Below are 20,899 nucleotides of genomic sequence, written 5' to 3'. Positions count from 1 at the left end.
TTCATCGGCAACGGCAAGGCGATTGCCTTGGGCGAGAGCGAAGGTCTGGTGAAGACCGTGTTCGACGCGAAGACCGGCGAGCTGCTGGGCGCGCATATGGTCGGCGCGGAAGTGACCGAGCTGATCCAGGGCTATGTCGTGGGCCGTCAGCTCGAGACGACCGAGGAAGACCTGATGAACACCGTCTTCCCGCACCCGACCCTGTCGGAGATGATGCACGAGTCGGTGCTCGACGCTTACGGGCGCGCGATCCACTTCTGATCGGATGTGCCATGAGATGCGAAAGGCCGGGGGAGACCCCGGCCTTTTTTATGGGGCGGGGCGGCCAGCCCCGGGCCGCGCCCGACCCTCCCCACGGGAGGGCGCATTGGCGATGTCGCTTTCGGCACGACCAACTTGCGGGCTTGAGAGATAAAGTGCCCGGTCCCTGACGGAGCAAAGCGCCCACCCGAGGCTCGGGCGCGGCCCTCACCCCCAAGGCCCGTTCTTACTCTTCCGCCGCACTTTCGGCATCGAGCGCGCGCCGCTCCAATCGCCCGTAGCTGGCGCAGGGGCTGCGCGCTCACGACGCGCACCCGCACCGCCCGCCATCTGGGCAGCGCGGCTACGCGGTTCTCGGTCGAGGGGTGAGTGGCAAACAGGTTATCCGCACCATGCCCGCTCAGCGGGTTGATGATGAACATATGCGCGGTCGCAGGATTGCGCTCGGCGGCGACATTCTCGACCCGGCGCGCGCCCGCCTCGATCCGCTGCAGCGCCGCGGCGAGCCAGAGTGGATTGCCGCAGATCGCAGCACCTTCCTTGTCGGCCGCATATTCGCGGGTGCGCGAGATCGCCATCTGCACCAGCGCCGCCGCCATCGGGGCGAGGAACATCATCGCCAGCGTCCCCATGATCCCCATCCGCTCGCGCGAGCCGCCGAAGAACAGCGCGAAATTCGCCAGCATCGAGATCGCACCGGCGAAGCTCGCTGTAACCGTCATGATCGCGGTGTCGCGGTGCTTGATATGGGCCAGCTCGTGGGCGATCACGCCGGACAGCTCCTCGCGCGACAGGCTCTGCATCAACCCGGCGGTCACCGCGACGGCGGCGTTCTCGGGGTTGCGACCCGTCGCGAAGGCGTTCGGCTGCGGCGTGTCGATCAGGTAGACGGCGGGCATCGGCAGGTCGGCATTCTTCGCCAGTTGGCCCACCAGCGCGTTCAGCCCCGCGCGGTCGCCCGGCGCCACCAGATGCGCGTTATGCATCCGCAGGACCATCTTGTCCGAATTCCACCACGAATAGACATTCATCCCGGCGGCGAAGATCAGCGCGATCACCATGCCGGTCGCGCCCCCCATCAGGTAGCCCAACCCCATGAACAGCGCCGTCATCGCCGCCATCAGCATCGCAGTCTTGGCATATCCCATCGTGATCATCTCCACGCGAAAACACTCGGTGTCGATATAGGTACGCGCCGCGCTCGCGCAATTCCGCGGGGCGCGCAAAACAAAAGGGGCCCCGGCGGGACCCCTTCAAAATCATGCGATGCAGCGCGCGATCAGCGTTCGATCTCGCCGCCGCCTGCGTGCCAGTCATGCAGGCCGCCGATGTTGTAGACATGCTCGTAGCCCAGCTGGGCGAGCATCTGCGCCGCACCTGCCGACCGCGCGCCCGAGGCGCAATACAGGGCGACCGGCTTCGACGTGTCCAGCTTGGGATGTTTCTCGGGGCTCGACGGATCGGCCTTCATGCGGATCGTCGCGAGCGGGATATGCAGCGCGCCCTTGGCCTTGCCCGAGCTTTTGACTTCCATGCCCTCGCGCACGTCGACGACGGTCAGTTCGCCGGCTTTCGCCTTGGCCACGGCGTCTTTCGCCGAGATTTTTTCCACGCGGCCACCGCCGGACGGACGAAGGAAGTTCAGCATCTCAATACCTCTTGCGTTCGCTGGACCCGAAAGATCCGTTTCCCGCCTCATGTGGCAAATGCCGGGAGGCTTTCAAGAGTATTAGCGCGGAACGGGGTGAAAATACATTCAAGAAATGGAATTTAATGCCGATCTGCCACGATTTTGATCGTGCTGCGAGGCGGGCGGGCGGCGCGTGGATTGCGGCCCGCATGCGCGCAGTGCAGAAAGTTCACATTTCGTTCGCAGATTTGGATTGGAGACTCGCGCGGAAACACCTATCTAGGGCTGGTGATAAAGGGGGCGTGGATGGCTGAACTGAAGTTCATCGAAGTGCGCGGCGCGCGCGAGCACAATCTCAAGGGCGTGGATGTCGATATTCCGCGCGACCAGTTCGTGGTGATCACGGGGCTATCCGGCTCTGGGAAATCTTCGCTGGCCTTCGATACGATCTATGCCGAAGGGCAGCGCCGCTATGTCGAAAGTCTGAGTGCCTATGCGCGCCAGTTCCTCGACATGATGGGCAAACCCGATGTCGATCACATCTCGGGCCTGTCGCCCGCGATCTCGATCGAGCAGAAGACCACGTCGAAGAACCCGCGCTCCACCGTCGGCACCGTGACCGAAATCTACGACTACCTGCGTCTGCTCTACGCCCGCGCGGGCACGCCCTATTCGCCTGCCACCGGTGAGCCGATCGAGGCGCAGCAGGTGCAGGACATGGTCGATATCGTGATGCAGATGGAAGAGGGCACGCGCGGCTATCTGCTCGCCCCCATCGTGCGCGACCGCAAAGGCGAATACCGCAAGGAATTCATGGAACTGCGCAAGCAGGGTTTCCAGCGTGTGAAGGTCAATGGCGAATTCTACGAGCTGGAAGAGCCGCCGACGCTGGACAAGAAATTCCGCCACAACATCGACGTGGTCGTGGACCGTGTCGTCGTGCGCGAGGGAATGGAGACGCGGCTGGCGGACAGCTTCCGCACCGCGCTCGACCTCGCCGACGGCATCGCGATCTTCGAGAGCGCCCCGCGCGAAGGCGAGGGTGAACCCGAACGCACGACGTTTTCGGAGAACTTCGCCTGTCCGGTGTCGGGCTTCACCATTCCCGAGATCGAGCCGCGCCTGTTCTCGTTCAACGCGCCCTTCGGGGCCTGTCCGGTCTGTGACGGCCTCGGGGTCGAGCTGTTCTTCGACGAGCGCCTGATGGTGCCCGATGTGACGCTCTCGGTGCAGGGCGGGGCGCTGGCGCCGTGGGCGCGGACGAAATCGCCCTATTACACCCAGACGATCGAGGCGCTGTCGAAGCATTACGGGTTCGATCCGAAGAAGCCGTGGAAGGACCTGCCGGAGAATGTGCAGGAGCTGTTCCTGCGCGGCTCGGGCGATCAGGAGATCAAGTTCCGCTTCGACGAGGGCGGCCGCGTCTACGAGGTCAGCCGCACCTTCGAGGGGATCATCCCGAACATGGAGCGCCGCTACCGCGAGACCGACTCCGCCTGGTCGCGCGAAGAGATGGAGCGCTATCAGAACAACCGCCCCTGCCACGCCTGTGGCGGCTATCGCCTGCGACCCGAAGCGCTCGCCGTGAAGATCGGCGGCAAGCATGTCGGCCACGTCGTCGAGATGTCGATCAAGGAGGCCCATGACTGGGTCGCCACCGTGCCGGGCAGCTTGTCGAACCAGAAGAACGAGATCGCGACGGCGATCCTCAAGGAAATCCGCGAACGCCTCGGTTTCCTCGTGAACGTGGGCCTCGATTATCTGACGATGAGCCGCGCGGCGGGGACGCTGTCGGGCGGCGAGAGCCAGCGGATCAGGCTGGCGTCGCAGATCGGCTCGGGGCTGACGGGCGTGCTCTATGTGCTCGACGAGCCCTCGATCGGCCTGCACCAGCGCGACAATGACCGGCTGCTCCAGACGCTGAAGAACCTGCGCGATCAGGGCAATACCGTGATCGTGGTCGAGCATGACGAGGATGCGATCCGCCATGCCGATTACGTCTTCGATATCGGCCCCGGCGCGGGCGTCCATGGCGGTCAGGTCATCGCGCGCGGCACGCCCGACGAGATCGCCGCCGATGCCGCCTCGCTGACGGGGCAATATCTGTCCGGCAAGCGCGAGATTGCGGTGCCGACGGAACGGCGCAAGGGCAATAAGAAGAAGCTCAAGGTGGTCGGCGCGACGGGGAATAACCTCAAGAACGTCACGGCCGAGTTCCCGCTGGGCAAGTTCGTCTGCGTCACCGGCGTTTCGGGCGGGGGCAAGTCCACGCTCACCATCGAGACACTGTTCAAGACCGCCTCGATGCGGCTCAACGGCGCGCGTCAGACGCCCGCGCCCTGCGACACGATCAAGGGGCTGGAGCATCTCGACAAGGTCATCGACATCGACCAGCGCCCGATCGGGCGCACGCCGCGCTCGAACCCGGCGACCTATACCGGGGCCTTCACTCCGATCCGCGACTGGTTCGCCGGTCTTCCCGAGGCGAAGGCGCGTGGCTACAAGCCGGGTCGCTTCTCGTTCAACGTGAAGGGCGGGCGCTGCGAGGCCTGTCAGGGCGATGGCGTGATCAAGATCGAGATGCACTTCCTGCCCGACGTCTATGTCGAATGTGAGACCTGCAAGGGCAAGCGCTACAACCGCGAGACGCTGGAGATCCAGTACAAGGGCAAGTCCATCGCGGATGTGCTCGACATGACGGTCGAGGATGCGCAGGAGTTCTTCAAGGCGGTGCCTTCGATCCGCGAGAAGATGGACGCGCTGATGGAGGTGGGCCTTGGCTATATCAAGGTCGGCCAGCAGGCGACGACCCTTTCGGGCGGCGAGGCTCAGCGGGTGAAGCTGTCCAAGGAACTGTCGAAACGCGCCACAGGTCGCACTTTGTACATTCTGGACGAGCCGACGACCGGTCTGCACTTCGAAGATGTTCGAAAACTGCTAGAGGTGCTCCACAGTCTCGTGGAGCAGGGGAACACTGTCGTGGTGATCGAGCACAATCTCGACGTCATCAAGACCGCCGACCATATCATCGATATCGGTCCCGAGGGCGGCGATGGCGGCGGTGAGATCGTGGCGGTCGGTACCCCCGAGCAGGTGGCCGAAAACCCGCGCAGCCATACCGGCCATTACCTCGCGCAGATGCTGGGAGTGAAGGTCGCGGCGGAGTGATCCGCCGCGCCGATGACTTTGACCGTAACCGCGGGCTCAGCGCTGCGCGGTGCGCCCGATGACTTCCATGACCTTGTGGTCTTCCGCGCCCACTTTGTAGATCACGCCACGTACTCTGTAGTAGCGCCAGGCGCCCGTCACGATCGGCAGGTCGTAGCGGCGCAGGTTCAGGATCATCGAGTGCTGGTAGACTGGGAAGTCGTCGCCGACGCTGAACTCGGGCTCCATCTGCCCTTGCAGCACCCAGCGCGCCGTTCCGTTGGTCGTGGCGACCTTGCAGAACGTGTCCCCCGTCGTGAGCGTCTTGCACTCCGGCGCGGCTTTTGCAGCGGTCTTGGTCTCGGCTGTGGCATTGCCCATGTCGATCTTGCCGCCACGCATCACTTGGACCCCTTGCGCCGATCCTTCGGCGGAGGCGAGGGCGGGCAGGGCGCAGAACAGCGCGATCAGGGCGAGCGGGCGTGTCACGATCCTCATCACGAAAGCCTAGCCACGCAGATGCCATCGGGCAATGAAATTGAGAATCGACGCATGTTTCTGTCCTCCAAGCTTTTGAGGACAAGAAAAAACGGGCGGAGTGGTTCCGCCCGTTCGTAACTTTCCGTCTGGACTGTGGCTCAGAAGCCGACGACGTCCGAAGCTTTGCCGATCTGGGCGATCACTTCGCCGTTCTCGGGGCTGACTTCGTAGATGTAGCCAAACGAGCGCCAGTAGGTCGCGTCAGCCTTCAGGCCGAATGCGTCGGGCTGACGGAGGCGAACGTGGCTCTCGGTGATCTGCTGGCCAACCTGCCACAGAAGGTCGTTACGAACCGAGGGCTTTTCAGCATTTGCCTGGTTCGCGACCGAGACGCTCGATGCGAGTTTCGAACCTGCGGCGCTCATCGGACCATCTGCGAGAGCTGCCATCGGGGTAAGGGCTGCACCGATCACCGCGATCAGCGCGATACGGGGAAGATAAGTCATGCGCGTTTCCTTTCGTCTTGGTGGACCAAATGCCGCATTGCGGCGAAAAGGTCCATTGCAGATTCCGCATTACCGCTATGCACGCGTTTGTGTGCGATTGTGTGCCGGCGGTTTTGCTAGGGCGCTGAAAATGCTTAAAGAAATTCTAATGGTGGTTTCAGAAAATATGAAAGACCCGCGCAAACACGCGCGGGTCTTCACTTTTCGTAACGTCATTTTGAACGTCGTTTCTGCGTTTGCGCGGTCAGTTCCCGAGGATCGAACGCGCGAGTCCGATCAATGCGAGCACTTCGCCGGTCTGACGGTCGACCTGATAGACGTATCCGTTCGAACGCCAGTAGGTCCGATTGTCGTTCAACCCGTAGCGATTCGGGTCGCGGATCAGGACATAATCGCCAATGATTCTGTCGCCGCGACGCCAGCGGTGGTCGGCGTCCCGCCATGCGTCATCGCGCTCGTCGTCATGGCGATAGCTCTTCTTGGCGAGGCCCGGCGGGCGACAGCCATTGTTCTTCTTGGCCAGCCCCGGCGGGCAGCCCTTGTAATTGCGCTCCGCGTGGCCGCGGTCGTTCTTCCACTTGCCGTGGCCATGCCCGTCGGCAAGGGCCGCACCGGGCAGAAGGCTCGCCCCGAGGGCGGCGGCGAGGGTAAGCTGGGTCAGGCGTTTCATGTGACCTCTCCTTTCCATAAGCGCCTCAGGCGCATCTCGGGACATAAATGACCATACCTGCCGGGCCGTTCCATTGCGGAATCGAAACATACCTTCTCACAAGCAAGACCCCGCCGAAGACACACGGTCCTTCGGCGGGGTCCGGCTCGCCCGAGGGCGAGCTTAGGTCGTAGGGGTCACTTCTGGCAGGTATTGACGCCCAGCATCGAATAAAGCGGGCAGGTGCCCAGCAACCCGGTCGCAAGCGGGATCAACCCGATCCAGTACAGCCAGTGATAGGGGCCGGGCGGGGTGACGAAGAAGCCGATGATCAGGGCCAGCCCGACCACGATGCGCAGAGTGCGGTCGATGCCGCCGACATTGTTCTTGAACATGCAAAGCCCTTTCGGTGGCGCAGTTTCCTTTGATCTTGATACTGTTACGCAAGCTCAAGCGGCAAGGATTAACTGCGGGAGGCGCGGTGACGCGCCCCCGCTCAGCTGCGCGAGCGCTTCTCGAACCGCGGCAGCATGGCCGAGAAATCGCGCCCCTTGCCGCCTTCGGCTTCCACGAAAGCTGCGTAGAGCGCGGAGGCGAGCTTGCCCATCGGCGTGTCGGCATCGGCGCTCTCGGCAGCCTGCTGGCTCAGCCGCAGGTCCTTGAGCATCAGTTCGGCCGCGAAGCCCGGCTTGTAGTCGTTGTCGGCAGGCGATTGCGGCCCAACCCCCGGCGCGGGGCAATAGGTGTTCATCGACCAGCTCTGACCGGAAGAGGTCGAGACCACGTCGAACATCTTCTCGCGGTCGAGGCCCAGCTTGTCGGCCAGCGCGAAGGCTTCGCAGGTCGCGATCATCGTCACGCCGAGGATCATGTTGTTGCAGATCTTGGCCGACTGGCCCGCGCCCGCTTCACCGCAATGCACGGCCTTCTGGCCCATCACGTCGAAGAGCGGCTTCACGATCTCGAAGCTTTTCGCGTCACCGCCCACCATGAAGGTCAGCGTGCCGTTGGTCGCGCCACCCACGCCGCCGGAGACCGGCGCGTCGAGCGCACCGAGGCCGTGATCCGCCGCCATCGCCGCGACCGCTTTCGCGCTATCGACATCGACGGTCGAGCAATCGCACAGCACCGCATCTTCCTGCATCGCCGGGATCACTTCCTTGGCGACGTCGCGCAGGATCTGGCCGTTGGGAAGCATGGTGATGACAACCTCGGCCTCCTGCGCCGCCGCCGCAGCGGTCGTCGCCTGACCCACGCCCTCGGGCGGCGGGGCGGTGAGGTCGAAGCCGATCACTTTGTGACCCGCGGCAACCAGATTGGCCGCCATCGGCCCACCCATGTTTCCAAGCCCGATAAATGCGATTTTCATGGTGTCTCCTCCCAGATGGCCCATTCGGGGCCGAGCGGCTCCAGCATCTGCGCGACCGCCTCTTCCGGCAGCGCATCCAGAGCGTATTTCCATTGCGGATTGCGATCCTTGTCGATGATCTGCGCCCGCACGCCCTCGAGAAAATCACCTAGCTCCGCCGCACGCCAGGTAAAGCGGAACTCATGGGTGAGGGCGGCGCGGATGGTGTTCTCGGCGCGGGTCATTCGGATCAGGCGCAGCGTCGCTTCCATCGAGAGCGCGGAGTTGCGCAGCACCGTCTTGTAGGTCTTCTCGGCGAACTCGCTGCCCGAGGTTTCGAGCTTGGCGACGATCGCGGCGAGGTTCTCGGCCCAGAAAATCCGGTCGATCTCGGGGCGCAAAGCCTCCAGCTTGCCGGGTTCGGGCGAGGTGCGCGGATGGGGCAGGATGTCGATATTGCCGGTCTCGATGAGCCGGGTCTTCAGATCGTCCCAATCGGCCTCGGGCACGAACATATCGGCGAACCCCGCGTACAGCGCGTCTGTCGCGTTCATCCGCGCCCCGGTCAGGCCGAGATATTCGCCCACATGGCCGGGCGCGCGCGCCAGTAACAGCGTGCCGCCCACGTCCGGGATCAGCCCGATTCCGCTTTCGGGCATCGCCACTTGCGTGCTCTCGCCCACGATCCGGTCGCTGGCATGGCCGCCGACGCCGACGCCGCCGCCCATCACGAAGCCCTGCATGAAGGCGACGACGGGTTTGGGATATTCCGCGATCTTGGCGTTCATCCGGTATTCGTCGCGCCAGAAATCGCGCCCCGGCGCATAGTCGCCCGCGATCCCGGCCCGGTAGACGGCGGCAATGTCGCCGCCCGAGCAGAAGGCGCGATCGCCCACCGCGTCGATCACGACAAGATCGACCTCCGGGTCGTCGCGCCATTGATCGAGGGCCGCCTCGATCGCCATGGCCATGTCGTGATCGAGCGCGTTGAGCGCCTTGGGTCGATTGAAGGTCAGCCGTCCGGCGCGACCTTCTTTTCGTGCGATCATCGTTTCTTCGGTCATCCACGCTCCGCCAGCATCGCGCGACTGATGATCAGCCGCATGATTTCATTCGTGCCTTCAAGGATCTGGTGCACGCGCAGGTCGCGTACGAGCTTCTCGATCCCGTAATCGGCAAGATAGCCGTAACCACCATGCAATTGCAGGCATTGGTTTGCCACATCGAATGAGGCATCCGTCACATAGAGTTTAGCCATGGCGCAGAACTTCGTCGCATCATGGGTCTTCTTGTCGAGCTTCCATGCGGCCTGACGCAGGAAAGTGCGCGCGGATTCGAGTTTTACCTCCATCTCGGCGAGGCGGAATTGCAGCGCCTGGAACTGGTCGAGCGATTTGCCGAAGGCCTTGCGCTCGCCCATATAGGCCAGCGTCTTGGTCAGCGCGGCCTGCGCGCCGCCGAGGGCCGAGGCCGCGATGTTGAGACGCCCGCCATCGAGGCCTGCCATCGCATAACTGAAACCTTTGCCCTCTTCGCCCAGCAGATTCTCCGCCGGAATGTGGCAATCGTCGAATTGCACCTGCGCGGTCGGCTGGGCTTTCCAGCCCATCTTGCGCTCCAGCCCGCCGAAGCTGAGACCCTTTGCGCCGTCCTCGACGACCACGGTGGAGATGCCCTTGGGCCCCGGATCGCCGGTGCGGACCATTGTCACATAGACATCCGAATAGCCGCCGCCCGAGATGAACGCCTTGGTGCCGTTGAGCACCCAGCCCTCGTTCGAACGCTCGGCCTTGGTGCGCAATGCTGCCGCGTCCGAGCCCGAGCCCGGCTCAGTCAGGCAGTAGGAGAAGACTTTCTTCATGCTGACCAGATCGGGCAGCCAGCGCGCCTTGTCCTCGTCCGAGCCGAACTTGTCGATCATGCCGCCGCACATGTTGTGGATCGACAGGAACGAGCCCACGGCCGGGCAGGACATCGCCAGCGCCTCGAAGACGAGCGTCGCATCGAGGCGCGACAGGCCAGATCCGCCGTAGTCTTCGGAGACGTAAATACCGCCCAGACCCAGCTCGGCCACTTTCGGCCAGAGCTCTTTCGGGATCGTGCCAGCCTCTTCCCACGCCTCGGCATGGGGGGCGATCTCGTCTTGCCCGAAGGCGTAAGCCATATCGAAAATGGCCTGCTGTTCCTCGCTGAGCGCGTAATCCATGAAACTCCTCCCCGAGCTCACTTTCGGCAAAGGCTCGACCTCAACCGGATGAATTGAACACCCGTTTAATTTCGAATCCTTGCGAGAGTTTTGCAAGGGGAGAGCTGGGAAGGAAGGGGGCGGGCGCTCAACCCGCCAGATAATCCGCGATCACTGAGTGCGAGCCGCGCGCCCAGACGTCGTTCAGAAGTGCTGTGAATTTCGCCACGACCTCGGCATTCTCGGCCAGATCGCCGTAAATCTCCGACATTTCCAGCCACGCGGCGGGACGTTCTTTCGCCAGCTTCGACTGCGCGACGAGGTGATCCCAGTTCGGATCGTTCGGCGCGATCTCCGCCCCGGTCTCGCTGGTGCCGTAGCAATAGCGGCACCACAGCGCGCTTTCGAGGATCAGCCCGGTGCAATCGCGACCTTGTGCGACGCAGTCGTTGATCGAAGTGATGATGAACTTCGGCTGCCGGTTCGAACCATCGAGGCAGAGGCGGCGGATCGTGTCGGCCACTTCCGGGTTCGAGAAGCGATCGAGGATCAGCTGCTTGTAATCATTGAGATCTGTCTCTGGCACCGGCGGCACGATGGGCAGGATCTCGGTCGTCTCGATCTTGTCGAGATAGGCGCGGATCTGATCGTCGGCCATCGCCTCATGCGCGTATTCGATGTCGCGCAGCCCGGCGGCGTAGGCGATGATCGCGTGCCCGCCATTGAGAATGCGGATTTTCATCGTCTCGAACCGGTCGACCGCATCGGTGAAGGTCACGCCGACCTTCTCCAGCGCAGGGCGGCCAGCGGGGAAATTGTCCTCCATCACCCATTGGCGGAAGGGCTCGCAGGTGACGGGGGCGGCGTCCTCGATCCCGAAGCTTTCGGCCAATGCGCGCTCGCGCGGGCCGGTGGCCGGGGTGATCCGGTCCACCATCGAGTTCGGGAAGACGACATTGGCCTTGATCCATTGGCTCAGTTCGGGGTCCGACAGTTCCGCCAGCCCGCAAACCGCATCGCGCGTGACATGGCCGTTATGGGGGACGTTGTCGCAGCACATCACGGTGAAGGGCGGCACACCCGAGGCACGGCGCGCCTTCAGCGCCGCAATGATCGCGCCGAAGGCGGTCTCGGGGGCGTCGGGGTTGGCCGCATCGGCCTGAATGTCGGGATGGGTCGGGCTGAACGTCCCGGTCTTCGGGTCGATGTAATAGCCGCCCTCGGTCACGGTGAGCGACACGATCCGCACGCTGGGCTGCGACATCGCGGCGATCAGCGGGGCGTTGCCCGAGGCGACCTCGGCGAAACCGACCATCGAGCCGATCACGCGCGCCGATTTCGCCGCCGGGTCCAGTTCGATCACACTATACAGACCGTCCTGCGCCAAGACCGCGTCGCGCATCTTCGCATCGCCCGCGCGCACGCCCGCGCCCATCAGCGCCCAGTCATGGCCTTCGCCAAGCTCGAACAGATCGTCGAGATAGACTGCCTGATGCGCCCGGTGGAAATTGCCGCAGCCGATATGAACGATGCCGGGGGTGAGCGCGGCACGGTCGTAACCGGGGCGCGCAACGTCTGCGGGAAGCTCGGAGAGGGTGTCGTTGGAAAGTGTCATATCAGCTCATCCAGTTTCCGCCGTCGACATTGTAGGTCTGGGCGACGATGTATTCGGCCTCGTCCGAGGCGAGGAAAACGGCCATGCCGGTCAGGTCGGCAGCCGTGCCCATGCGACCAAAGGGGACGGCTTCGCCCACCTCTTTTTTCTTCTGGCCCAAGGGTTTGTTCTCGTATTTCGCGAAGAAAGCGTCGACGCCGTCCCAATGCTCTCCGTCGACCACGCCGGGCGCGATCGCGTTCACGTTGATGCCGTGTTCGATCAGGTTCAGACCCGCCGATTGGGTGAGGCTGATGACGGCGGCCTTGGAGGCGCAATAGACCGCCACCAGAGCCTCGCCACGCCGCCCGGCCTGAGACGCCATGTTGATGATCTTGCCGCCACGGGCCTGCGCGATCATCTCTTTCGCCGCCGCCTGCATCATGAACAGCGTGCCTTCGACATTGATCTTGAAGACACGGGCGTAGTCTTCGTGGGTGACCTCCACGAGGGGGGCCGCGGTGAAGATCGCTGCGTTGTTGATCAGGATGTCGATCCCGCCCGAGGCGCGCATCTTCTCCATCGCGGCGTCGATGCTGGCCGGGTCGGTCACGTCGAGCTTGAGCGCCACCGCGCCGATTTCGGCCGCCGTATCCTCGGCCCGGGCCATGTCGATATCGCCGATCACGACCTCCGCGCCTTCCGCGATGTATTTCTCCGCGAAGGCGCGGCCGATCCCGCGCGCGGCCCCGGTGATCAGGGCGCGTTTTCCTGTCAGTCGCATCAGATTGCCTGCCCTCGCGCGTCGAATTTGTGAAGCTGGCTCAGATCGGGCGTCAGATAGACCGTGTCGCCCGCATGCAGGCCGATCTCGCCACCGCCGCGCACGTTGATCAGGCCATACTCGGTGTCGACATGCAGGAACGTGTCGGAGCCCAGGTGCTCGGAGACGCCGACGGTGCCTTTCCACGTGCCTTCCGTCGTCGAGACCTCGATATGTTCGGGGCGGATTCCGATGCTGTCGGCGCCGTATTTCGCAGCCTCGTCGCCTTCGATGAAGTTCATCTTGGGCGAGCCGATGAAGCCCGCGACGAACTTGTTGCGCGGGGTGCGATAGAGTTCCAGTGGCGAGCCGACCTGCTCGATCCGACCAGCCTGCAGAACGACGATCTTGTCGGCCATGGTCATTGCCTCGACCTGATCGTGCGTCACATAGACCATCGTGGTCTTGAGCTTCTGGTGCAGCTCGGAAATCTCAAGACGCATGTTCACGCGCAGCGCCGCATCAAGGTTCGACAGCGGTTCGTCGAAGAGGAACGCCGCCGGTTCACGCACGATGGCACGACCGATCGCGACCCGCTGACGCTGACCGCCCGAGAGCTGGCCGGGACGGCGGTCGAGATAGTCGGTCAGGTTGAGAATGCGCGCGGCATTGTCGACCTTCTCCTTCGCCGCCGCTTGATCGAGCTTCGCCATCTTCAGCGGGAAGGCGATGTTCTTGCGCACCGACATATGCGGGTAGAGCGCGTAGCTTTGGAACACCATCGCCAGACCGCGCTTGGCGGGGGGCAGTTCGGCCGACGGTTGACCGTTGATCTCAATCTCGCCGCCGGAGACATCTTCCAGACCCGCGATCAGGCGCAGAAGGGTGGATTTACCGCAGCCCGAGGGGCCGACGAAGACGACGAACTCGCCATCGTTGATTTCCAGATCGAGCGGCGGGATGACCTCGACATCGCCGAAGGCCTTGCGGACGCCCTTGAGGGTTATTTGTCCCATGGGTTTAGCTCCTTATTTCACGGCGCCGAAGGTCAGGCCACGCACCAGCTGTTTCTGGCTGAACCAGCCGAGGATCAGGATCGGTGCGATAGCCAGCGTCGAGGCGGCAGAGAGTTTCGCGTAGAACAGCCCTTCGGGGCTGGAATAGGCGGCAATGAAAGCGGTGAGGGGGGCGGCTTTCGCCGCCGTCAGGTTCAGCGTCCAGAAGGCTTCGTTCCACGCGAGGATCACGTTGAGCAAAAGCGTCGAGGCGATGCCGGGCACGGCCATCGGGGTGAGCACATAGAGGATCTCGCCTCCCAGCGTCGCCCCGTCCATGCGCGCTGCCTCGAGGATGTCCTTCGGGATTTCCTTGAAATAGGTGAACAGCATCCAGATCACGATCGGCAGGTTCATCAGGCACAGCACGATGACCAGACCGATCCGAGTATCCAGAAGGCCCCAGTCGCGGAACATCAGGTAGATCGGGACGAGCACGCCCACCGCGGGCATCATCTTCGTGGACAGCATCCACATCAGAACGTCCTTGGTGCGCTTGCCCGGCACGAAAGCCATGGCCCAGGCCGAGGGGATCGCGATGACCAGCGCCAGCAGGGTGGAGCCGAAGGAGATCACCACCGAGTTCATGAAGTGGCGAAAGTAGTTCGAGCGCTCCTGCACGACGTGGTAGCTCTCGAACGTCCAGGACGAGGTCAGTACGTCCCAGGGCGCCTTGATCGCATTGCCCTCGGTCTTGAACGACAGGATGATCGTCCAGAGGATCGGGAAGAAGATCACGAAGGCCAGCGCCCATGCGATCACCGACATGATCACGCGGCGGCGGTTTGATACTTTGCGCGCCATTGGATTACGCCTCCAGGTTCTTGCCGATCATCCGCATCAGGAAGATCGCGACGATATTTGCGAGGATCACGGCGATCACACCGCCCGCAGCGCCTCCGCCCACATCGAATTGCAGCAGCGACTGGACATAGACGAGATAGGTCAGCGTGGTGGACGCGTTGCCCGGGCCGCCATTCGTGGTCACGAGGATTTCCGCGAAGGTCGAGAGCAGGAAGATCGTCTGAATGAGGATCACCACGGTCGCGGCGCGCGCGAGGTGCGGCAGCATGATGTAGAAGAACCGCGACAGCGCGCCGGCACCATCCATCTCGGCGGCCTCCAGCTGCTCGGAATCGAGCGATTGCAGCGCGGTCAGCAGGATCAGCGTCGCAAACGGCAGCCACTGCCATGCCACGATAATCGTGATCGAGAGCATCGGCGCATGGGCGAGAAAGTCGTAAGGTTGCAGCCCTATCGCCTTGGCGAGATAGGCAAAAATGCCGTTCACCGGATTATAGAGCATGTTCTTCCACACCAGCGCGGACACGGTCGGCATCACGAAGAAGGGCGCGATCACGAGGACACGCACGATGCCTTGGCCGAAGATCGGCTGATCGAGCAGCAGCGCCAGCAGGATGCCACCGAAGACGGTGATCAGAAGCACGCCCCCCACCAGTACCAGCGTGTTGATCAACGCGGTGAAGAAGGCGGGATCGGTCAGGAAGTAATAGTAATTGTCCCAGCCAACGAAGCCGCCCTGACCGGGCATCAACAGGTTGTAGCGCTGGAACGAGAACCAGATCGTCATGCCCAATGGCACTGCCATCCAAAGAAACAGCAAGATGACGGATGGCGAAATCATAAGGCGCGCGGCAGAGCGCGAGGCTTGCGTGGACATCGGTCCGGCTCCGGTTATCGGGAGTTGCAAAAAGAGGCACGGGGCGGTCAGACCCAAAATGACCGCCCCGGCCAGGGAGGGGCCAGATTACTTGATGTAACCGGCCTTCTTCATCTCACGCTCGGTCAGGCTTTGTGCGCTTTGCAGTGCCTGATCGGCCGAGACTTGCCCTGCGAGAGCCGCCGAGAACTGCTGACCGACAGCGGTGCCGAGGGCCTGGAATTCGGGGATCGCGACGAACTGGACGCCGGTGTACGGCACGTCGTTCACCGAAGGATGCTGCGGGTCAGCCGCGTCGATCGACTTGATGGTCAGATCGGCGAAGGGGGCCGCTTCTTGATACTTCGGGTTGTCGTAGAGCGAAGTACGGGTGCCCGGGGGAACGTTCGCCCAGCCTTCTTTCTCCGCCACGAGCTCGGTGTAGTGCTTCGAGGTCGCCCATTCGATGAAGGTCTTGGCGGCGTCTTCCTTCTGGGTACCAGCCGGGATCGCCAGCGACCACGCCCAGAGCCAGTTCGCGTTCTTGTCGACGCCTTCCTTGTGCGGAGCCATCGCGAAGCCGACCTTGTCAGCCACGGTCGAGTCCTGCGGGTTGGTCACGAAGGAGGCTGCAACGGTCGCATCCATCCACATGCCGCACTTGCCCTGCTGGAACAGCGCCAGGTTCTCGTTGAAGCCGTTCGACGAAGCGCCGGGCGGGCCGTAGTTGTTCATCAGGTCGAGATAGGTGGTCAGGGTCTCTTTCCACGCTTCGCCGTCGAATTGAGGTTTCCAGTCCATGTCGAACCACTGACCGCCCATCGAGTTGTTCATGGCGCTCAGGAAGGCCATGTTCTCGCCCCAGCCTGCCTTGCCGCGCAGACAGATGCCGTAGACTTCGTTGTCCTTGTCGGTCATCGCCTTGGCGGCTTTCTCGATGTCGGACCAGGTCGGCTTCTCGGGCATGGTCATCCCGGCCTTTTCCATCAGGTCCTTGCGATACATCACGAAGGAGCTCTCGCCGTAGAAGGGCGCGGCATAGAGGTGATCGTCGACCGTCAGGCCCGAACGGATCTGCGGCAGCAGGTCGTTCACATCATAGCTGTCGGGCATGCCGTCGAGCGGCACGAGCCAGCCTTGCTTGCCCCAGATCGGAACCTCATAGGTGCCGATGGTGAGCACGTCGAACTGACCGCCCTTGGTCGCGATGTCGGTCGTAACCTTCTGGCGCAGAACGTTTTCTTCCAGCGTGACCCATTCGACTTTGATGTCGGGATGCTCGGCGTAGAAGTCGTCCATCAGGCCCTGCATGCGGACCATGTCGCCATTGTTCACGGTTGCGACGGTGATGGTGGTCTCGGCCGCTGCGGCAGTCGCAAGCGCGCCAAGAGCACAGGCGCCCATGAGCGCCCGGATCGTGTAAGTCATAGATTTCCTCCCTTGAGTTTTGAGCATATGCCCAAACTGTGAGAAAATATTCACGAACGCGACCTAAACTGTCAATCCAGAATTACTGCGATGTCTTGATTAATTGTTAACGCTGACAGTAACGCCTTGTTTCGGCGTCAGTCTTCCAGCAGGGCCTGGGCCGTCGGCTCATCGGTCACGAGCCCGTTGAGAAGCCCGCCATCGAGGGCTGCACGAATCGCGACCAGTTTCGATGGGCCGGCTGCGATGCCGATCACCGGCGCTTCTCGCTTGGGCTCGATCCGGAACGAGCCGAACCGTGCGGTGGTGGGGGTGGCGATGTAATTGCCCTGCGCATCATAGAACGAGCCCACGAGCTCGCCCACGCCACCCGCGTCGCGCAATTCCTCCAGCTCGGCAAGGGTGACGAAGCCGTCCTTGTAGACTGGCGCGTCCTCGCCCAACTGGCCGACACCGACGAAGGTCGCATCTGCCGCCGCCGCAAGCCGCTGCACCGCCTGCACCGGCTTGAGCTTGTCGAACATCGCGCGCTCTTCCACCGTCTCCGAGATCACCGGCACCAGCATCGGGTAATGCGGCAGGCGGAGATTGTCGGCCATGCGCATGATGACGTCATAGAACGAGGCCGAGCCATCGGGCGCGATGTTACCGATCAGCGAGACGATCTTATGCGCGGTCGCGGGGCGCTGCATCACCTCGTTCACCATCGCCGAGAGCGAGCGCCCGGTGCCGAAGGCGATCACCTGCGGCTCGGAGCGTGCGAGGATACGTTCGAGAAGCGTGGCGGCGAAGGCCGCAGTGGCCGCAGAGGGATCGCCCCGTTCGCCCAGCGAGGGCGCGACACGCGCCGTCTGCAGCCCGAAGCGCCGGATCAGCGCCGCTTCCAGTTCCAGACAGGCCCCGATCTTGTGCTCGATGCGCCCCCGCACCAGCCCCTCGGAGACCGCGCGGCTCACCAGCCGCTGCGCGCGCTGGCGCGAGACGCCAAGCTCGGCGGCGATCTGGTCCTGCGTCATTCCGCCGACATAATAGAGCCATCCGGCCCGTGCCGCCTCGTCATCGCGCGAGGTTTCGGCGTCACTCATACGGTTCACGAATCTTTCTCCCTAGTCGGCTCATTCTGGAAGAACTCGGTGAAATGCGCAAATTCGCGATGCGGCTGCGCGTCCTCGGGCGGGGTCAGATCGCGCCCGGCCAGATGGCTGCCGCCCGTGAAGCGCCAGACTTCCATTCCCGCCGCAAGCCCGGCGCGGATACCGTTGAGACTGTCCTCGATCACCAGCGTGCGGGCCGGGGCCGCGCCCATCTTCTTTGCCGCATGGATGAACAGATCGGGCGCGGGTTTGCCATGCGCGACCTCGCTTGCCGTGAACAGCCGGTCGCCCACCATCTTGCGCAGCCCCGCGATTTCCAGCGAGCGTTCCGCGCGCGGCTGGCTCGACGAGGTCGCCACGCACCACGGCACGTCCAGCCTCTCCATCACATCGGCCACGCCCGGCATTACCTGCAACTCGCGCTCGAATGCATCCAGCAGCCTTGCGCGATATTGCGCCTCGAACTCCTCCGGCAGATCGAGCCCGAATTCGTAGCGGATCTGCTTCATCACGGTGGGGTAGGAGCGTCCGAGAAAATGCCGCGCGACATAGTCGAGGTCGATCGACACCCGCAGCTTGGCCAGCTCGTCGATCAGCATCTGCGCCGAGATGATCTCGGAATCGATCAACACCCCGTCGCAGTCGAAAATCACCAGCTCGGTCATGGTTCCTCCCCCTGTCCTTCGCGCAGCGATAGCGCGCGAAAGCGGGGATGGCCAGAGGTGGGAGGGGACGGTCAGGCTGCGGCGCCTTGCGCGCCGATCCCGGTCACGCGCAGCACGATCGCACCTGCGCCGAACAGGAAGATCGCCATCATGCCGAGCCACCCGACCCAGGGGATCATGCAGATGAGCGCCCCGATCACCGCCCCGCCGAAGGCCGCGAGTGCGCATTCTCCATTGGTGACGGGATGGCCGCGCCCGATCAGATCATGCGCCCAGGCGCCGATGACCCAGATGCCCACGATATAGCCGCCGAAGCCCAGCACCAGCACCCCGAGCAGCGAGAACGGAATAAGCACGATGCCGATCACCGTCATCGCGAGCAACAAGATCGACCCAACCAGCGCCGAAAGCCCGATGAAGCCTGCAAGCCCTGCGCGCAACGGATGGGCGAGGCTGCGTTGGCGCATCCGGTCCATGAAGCCCGGTGCGAAGACCGCAAGAAGCGTGGCCACGATCCCGACCACGAGCACGCCGCCCAGCCAGTCGCGGGTCTCGATGAGGTAATTGCGCTCCGGGGCTACGCGCGACTTCGCCTGCTCGAACTCCTTCGCCTCATGGATGCTGACCTGATCGGCCGGGGCGACGCTGGTGGGCACGCTCACCTCGCCGGGCGTGTCGGTGTAGACTTGGACCTTGCCGGTGACCGTCGCGCCATCGCCCCAGGTGACGGTCTTTGTCCCCAGCACCAGATCGCCCGAGATCTCGGTGTCGATCTGTGCGTCGTCGGCGCCGATGATCACGCTGCCCGCGACCGGCGCCTCTAGCCGGACCTGCTGGCCCATCGCGCGCAGGTTGCCCGAGATCGGGCCCTTGATGGTGAGCGCCTGACCCGCAAGCGTCGCCCCACCCGCGACCGGGGCGTGGAGGTCGATATCCTGTCCTGCCGCGTAGAGATCGCCGCCCACCCGCGCGCCAATCACGATATTCTGGCCCGCCAGATGCGCCGCGCCGGTGATCGGGCTGCCCAGTGTCACATGCTGACCGGCGGCGAAGAGATCGTGGATGTTCTCGCCCGTGGCACTCACGGTGCGGCCCGCGAGATAGGCGTCGCCGCCGAAGCGCCAGTCTTGAGTTTCCGCAGCCGTTGCGACCGAGGCGGCCAGCGCGACAGCGAGGCAGGCGAGGGATTTGACGAGGAAATTGCGCAACATGACCGGGGCCCTCCAGCGAAATTGACGTTGGGGGAAGTATAGCGCCATTCGTTTGCGGCCCAGTGACATAGCTCAATGCGCGCTTAAAAACCTGCGCCGCACAAATGTGAAAAGGGGCGCCCCTTTCGGAGCGCCCCTTCCCATTAGATCCCTGAAGCGGGAACGGCCGATTACATCATGCCGCCCATGCCGCCCATGCCGCCCATGTCGGGGGCACCGCCAGCGCCTTTCGGCTCCGGCTTCTCGGCGATCATCGCTTCGGTGGTGATCAGCAGGCCAGCAACCGAAGCCGCGTCTTCGAGCGCGGTGCGGGTCACTTTCGCCGGGTCGATCACGCCGAACTCGAACATGTTGCCATATTCTTCGGTCTGCGCGTTGAAGCCGAAGTTCAGGTCGTCGCTCTCGCGGACCTTACCGGCCACGACAGCACCGTCCACACCGGCGTTCTCGGCGATCTGACGCAGCGGCGCTTCGAGAGCGCGCTTGACGATCGCGATGCCAGCTTCCTGGTCGGAGTTCGCACCGGTGAGACCGGCGAGCACTTTCGCGCCCTGCACGAGGCTGACGCCACCGCCGACGACGATGCCTTCCTGAACGGCCGCGCGGGTCGCGTTCAGAGCGTCGTCCACACGGTCCTTGCGCTCTTTCACTTCGACTTCGGTCATGCCGCCGACGCGGATGACAGCAACGCCACCGGCCAGTTTCGCGACACGCTCTTGCAGCTTCTCGCGGTCGTAGTCCGAGGTGGTTTCCTCGATCTGGGTGCGGATCTGGCTGACGCGCGCTTCGATCTCGGCCTTGTCACCAGCGCCTTCGACGATGGTGGTGTCGTCCTTGGTGATGGTCACCTTCTTGGCGGTGCCCAGCATGTCCATGCCGACGTTCTCGAGCTTCATGCCGAGGTCTTCCGAGATCACTTGGCCGCCGGTGAGGACAGCGATGTCCTGCAGCATGGCCTTGCGGCGGTCGCCGAAGCCCGGTGCTTTCACGGCTGCGATCTTCAGGCCGCCGCGCAGCTTGTTGACCACGAGGGTCGCGAGCGCTTCGCCTTCGACGTCTTCACCGATGATGAGGAGCGGCTTTTGCGACTGGATGACCTGCTCGAGGAGCGGGACCATCGGCTGCAGCGACGAGAGTTTCTTCTCGTGGAGCAGGATGTAGCAGTCTTCGAGTTCCGCGACCATCTTGTCGGGGTTGGTCACGAAGTAGGGCGACAGGTAGCC

19 protein-coding genes and 2 pseudogenes are annotated in these 20,899 nt (G+C 63.4%); 2 read left to right on the top strand and 19 right to left on the bottom strand.

The features are described from left to right. Nucleotides 1-261, top strand: a pseudogene (locus B3D39_RS08230) (dihydrolipoyl dehydrogenase); the annotation flags it as partial. Nucleotides 262-468: 207 nt separating this feature from the next. On the opposite strand, the pseudogene htpX reads toward B3D39_RS08230, so the two are convergent. Both htpX and B3D39_RS08220 read right to left on the bottom strand, forming a co-directional pair. Then, nucleotides 469-1,409: pseudogene (gene htpX / locus B3D39_RS08225) on the bottom strand (zinc metalloprotease HtpX). 131 nt (nt 1,410-1,540) lie between these two features. Continuing rightward, complete coding sequence (locus B3D39_RS08220) at nt 1,541-1,909, bottom strand: rhodanese-like domain-containing protein (protein WP_274962212.1); 369 nt, start codon at nt 1,907-1,909, stop codon at nt 1,541-1,543. A gap of 288 nt (nt 1,910-2,197) precedes the next feature. Here B3D39_RS08220 and uvrA point away from each other — a divergent pair, with 288 nt between their 5' ends. Then, nucleotides 2,198-5,059 carry an excinuclease ABC subunit UvrA gene (gene uvrA / locus B3D39_RS08215; protein ID WP_274962213.1) on the top strand — a complete coding sequence of 954 codons (2,862 nt, stop codon included), beginning with the start codon at nt 2,198-2,200 and terminating at the stop codon, nt 5,057-5,059. 36 nt (nt 5,060-5,095) lie between these two features. Here uvrA and B3D39_RS08210 read toward each other — a convergent pair whose 3' ends face one another. From B3D39_RS08210 to groEL, 17 genes are all read right to left on the bottom strand, one after another. Beyond that, nucleotides 5,096-5,536: a hypothetical protein gene (locus tag B3D39_RS08210; RefSeq protein ID WP_078519308.1), complete on the bottom strand. Its 441-nt coding sequence runs from the start codon at nt 5,534-5,536 to the stop codon at nt 5,096-5,098. A gap of 140 nt (nt 5,537-5,676) precedes the next feature. After that, nucleotides 5,677-6,024, bottom strand: coding sequence for a hypothetical protein (locus tag B3D39_RS08205; protein ID WP_078519307.1), 348 nt, complete (start codon nt 6,022-6,024; stop codon nt 5,677-5,679). A gap of 244 nt (nt 6,025-6,268) precedes the next feature. Further along, nucleotides 6,269-6,694 (bottom strand): hypothetical protein, encoded by a 426-nt coding sequence (locus B3D39_RS08200; RefSeq protein WP_078519306.1) that lies wholly within the window; start codon nt 6,692-6,694, stop codon nt 6,269-6,271. 176 nt (nt 6,695-6,870) lie between these two features. Then, on the bottom strand, nt 6,871-7,068 hold the full coding sequence (locus tag B3D39_RS08195) for a YgaP family membrane protein (RefSeq protein ID WP_078599223.1): 198 nt from the start codon (nt 7,066-7,068) through the stop codon (nt 6,871-6,873). A gap of 101 nt (nt 7,069-7,169) precedes the next feature. Next, a complete protein-coding gene (gene mmsB, locus B3D39_RS08190) occupies nt 7,170-8,042 on the bottom strand; it encodes a 3-hydroxyisobutyrate dehydrogenase (protein ID WP_274962214.1) in 873 nt (290 codons plus the stop codon). Continuing rightward, a complete protein-coding gene (locus B3D39_RS08185; protein ID WP_274962215.1) occupies nt 8,039-9,085 on the bottom strand; it encodes an enoyl-CoA hydratase/isomerase family protein in 1,047 nt (348 codons plus the stop codon). Before B3D39_RS08185 ends, mmsB begins: the two co-directional genes overlap by 4 nt. Beyond that, the gene (locus tag B3D39_RS08180; protein WP_274962216.1) at nt 9,082-10,227 is read right to left on the bottom strand and encodes an acyl-CoA dehydrogenase family protein; all 1,146 of its coding nucleotides are present in this window, start codon (nt 10,225-10,227) and stop codon (nt 9,082-9,084) included. The genes B3D39_RS08185 and B3D39_RS08180 overlap by 4 nt, the downstream gene beginning before the upstream one ends. Before the next feature lie 127 nt (nt 10,228-10,354). Then, nucleotides 10,355-11,821, bottom strand: a complete 1,467-nt coding sequence (locus B3D39_RS08175) for a mannitol dehydrogenase family protein (protein ID WP_274962217.1) — start codon at nt 11,819-11,821, stop codon at nt 10,355-10,357. Between the two features lies 1 nt (nt 11,822). Next, complete coding sequence (locus B3D39_RS08170) at nt 11,823-12,587, bottom strand: L-iditol 2-dehydrogenase (RefSeq protein ID WP_274962236.1); 765 nt, start codon at nt 12,585-12,587, stop codon at nt 11,823-11,825. Continuing rightward, nucleotides 12,584-13,579: an ABC transporter ATP-binding protein gene (locus B3D39_RS08165; protein ID WP_274962218.1), complete on the bottom strand. Its 996-nt coding sequence runs from the start codon at nt 13,577-13,579 to the stop codon at nt 12,584-12,586. The genes B3D39_RS08170 and B3D39_RS08165 overlap by 4 nt, the downstream gene beginning before the upstream one ends. Before the next feature lie 12 nt (nt 13,580-13,591). After that, nucleotides 13,592-14,422, bottom strand: a complete 831-nt coding sequence (locus B3D39_RS08160) for a carbohydrate ABC transporter permease (RefSeq protein WP_274962219.1) — start codon at nt 14,420-14,422, stop codon at nt 13,592-13,594. A gap of 4 nt (nt 14,423-14,426) precedes the next feature. Further along, entirely contained in the window at nt 14,427-15,299 is an 873-nt protein-coding gene (locus B3D39_RS08155) for a carbohydrate ABC transporter permease (RefSeq protein WP_078519297.1), read from the bottom strand. Nucleotides 15,300-15,386: 87 nt separating this feature from the next. Next, the gene (locus B3D39_RS08150; RefSeq protein WP_274962220.1) at nt 15,387-16,706 is read right to left on the bottom strand and encodes an ABC transporter substrate-binding protein; all 1,320 of its coding nucleotides are present in this window, start codon (nt 16,704-16,706) and stop codon (nt 15,387-15,389) included. 137 nt (nt 16,707-16,843) lie between these two features. After that, a complete protein-coding gene (locus B3D39_RS08145; protein ID WP_286789585.1) occupies nt 16,844-17,791 on the bottom strand; it encodes a sugar-binding transcriptional regulator in 948 nt (315 codons plus the stop codon). A gap of 5 nt (nt 17,792-17,796) precedes the next feature. Then, the gene (locus B3D39_RS08140) at nt 17,797-18,465 is read right to left on the bottom strand and encodes an HAD family hydrolase (RefSeq protein ID WP_274962221.1); all 669 of its coding nucleotides are present in this window, start codon (nt 18,463-18,465) and stop codon (nt 17,797-17,799) included. A 71-nt stretch (nt 18,466-18,536) separates the two neighbouring features. After that, nucleotides 18,537-19,676: a hypothetical protein gene (locus B3D39_RS08135; protein ID WP_274962222.1), complete on the bottom strand. Its 1,140-nt coding sequence runs from the start codon at nt 19,674-19,676 to the stop codon at nt 18,537-18,539. Between the two features lie 170 nt (nt 19,677-19,846). Beyond that, a partial coding sequence (gene groEL, locus B3D39_RS08130; protein WP_286789582.1) for a chaperonin GroEL occupies nt 19,847-20,899 on the bottom strand: 1,053 nt, incomplete at its 5' end.

The sequence above is a fragment of the Thioclava sp. UBA3469 genome, from assembly GCF_002378135.1.
GTDB classification, from domain to species: domain Bacteria; phylum Pseudomonadota; class Alphaproteobacteria; order Rhodobacterales; family Rhodobacteraceae; genus Thioclava; species Thioclava sediminum.
Note: the sequence above shows the minus strand (reverse complement) of the source record. Positions and strands in the feature narration are given on the sequence as shown.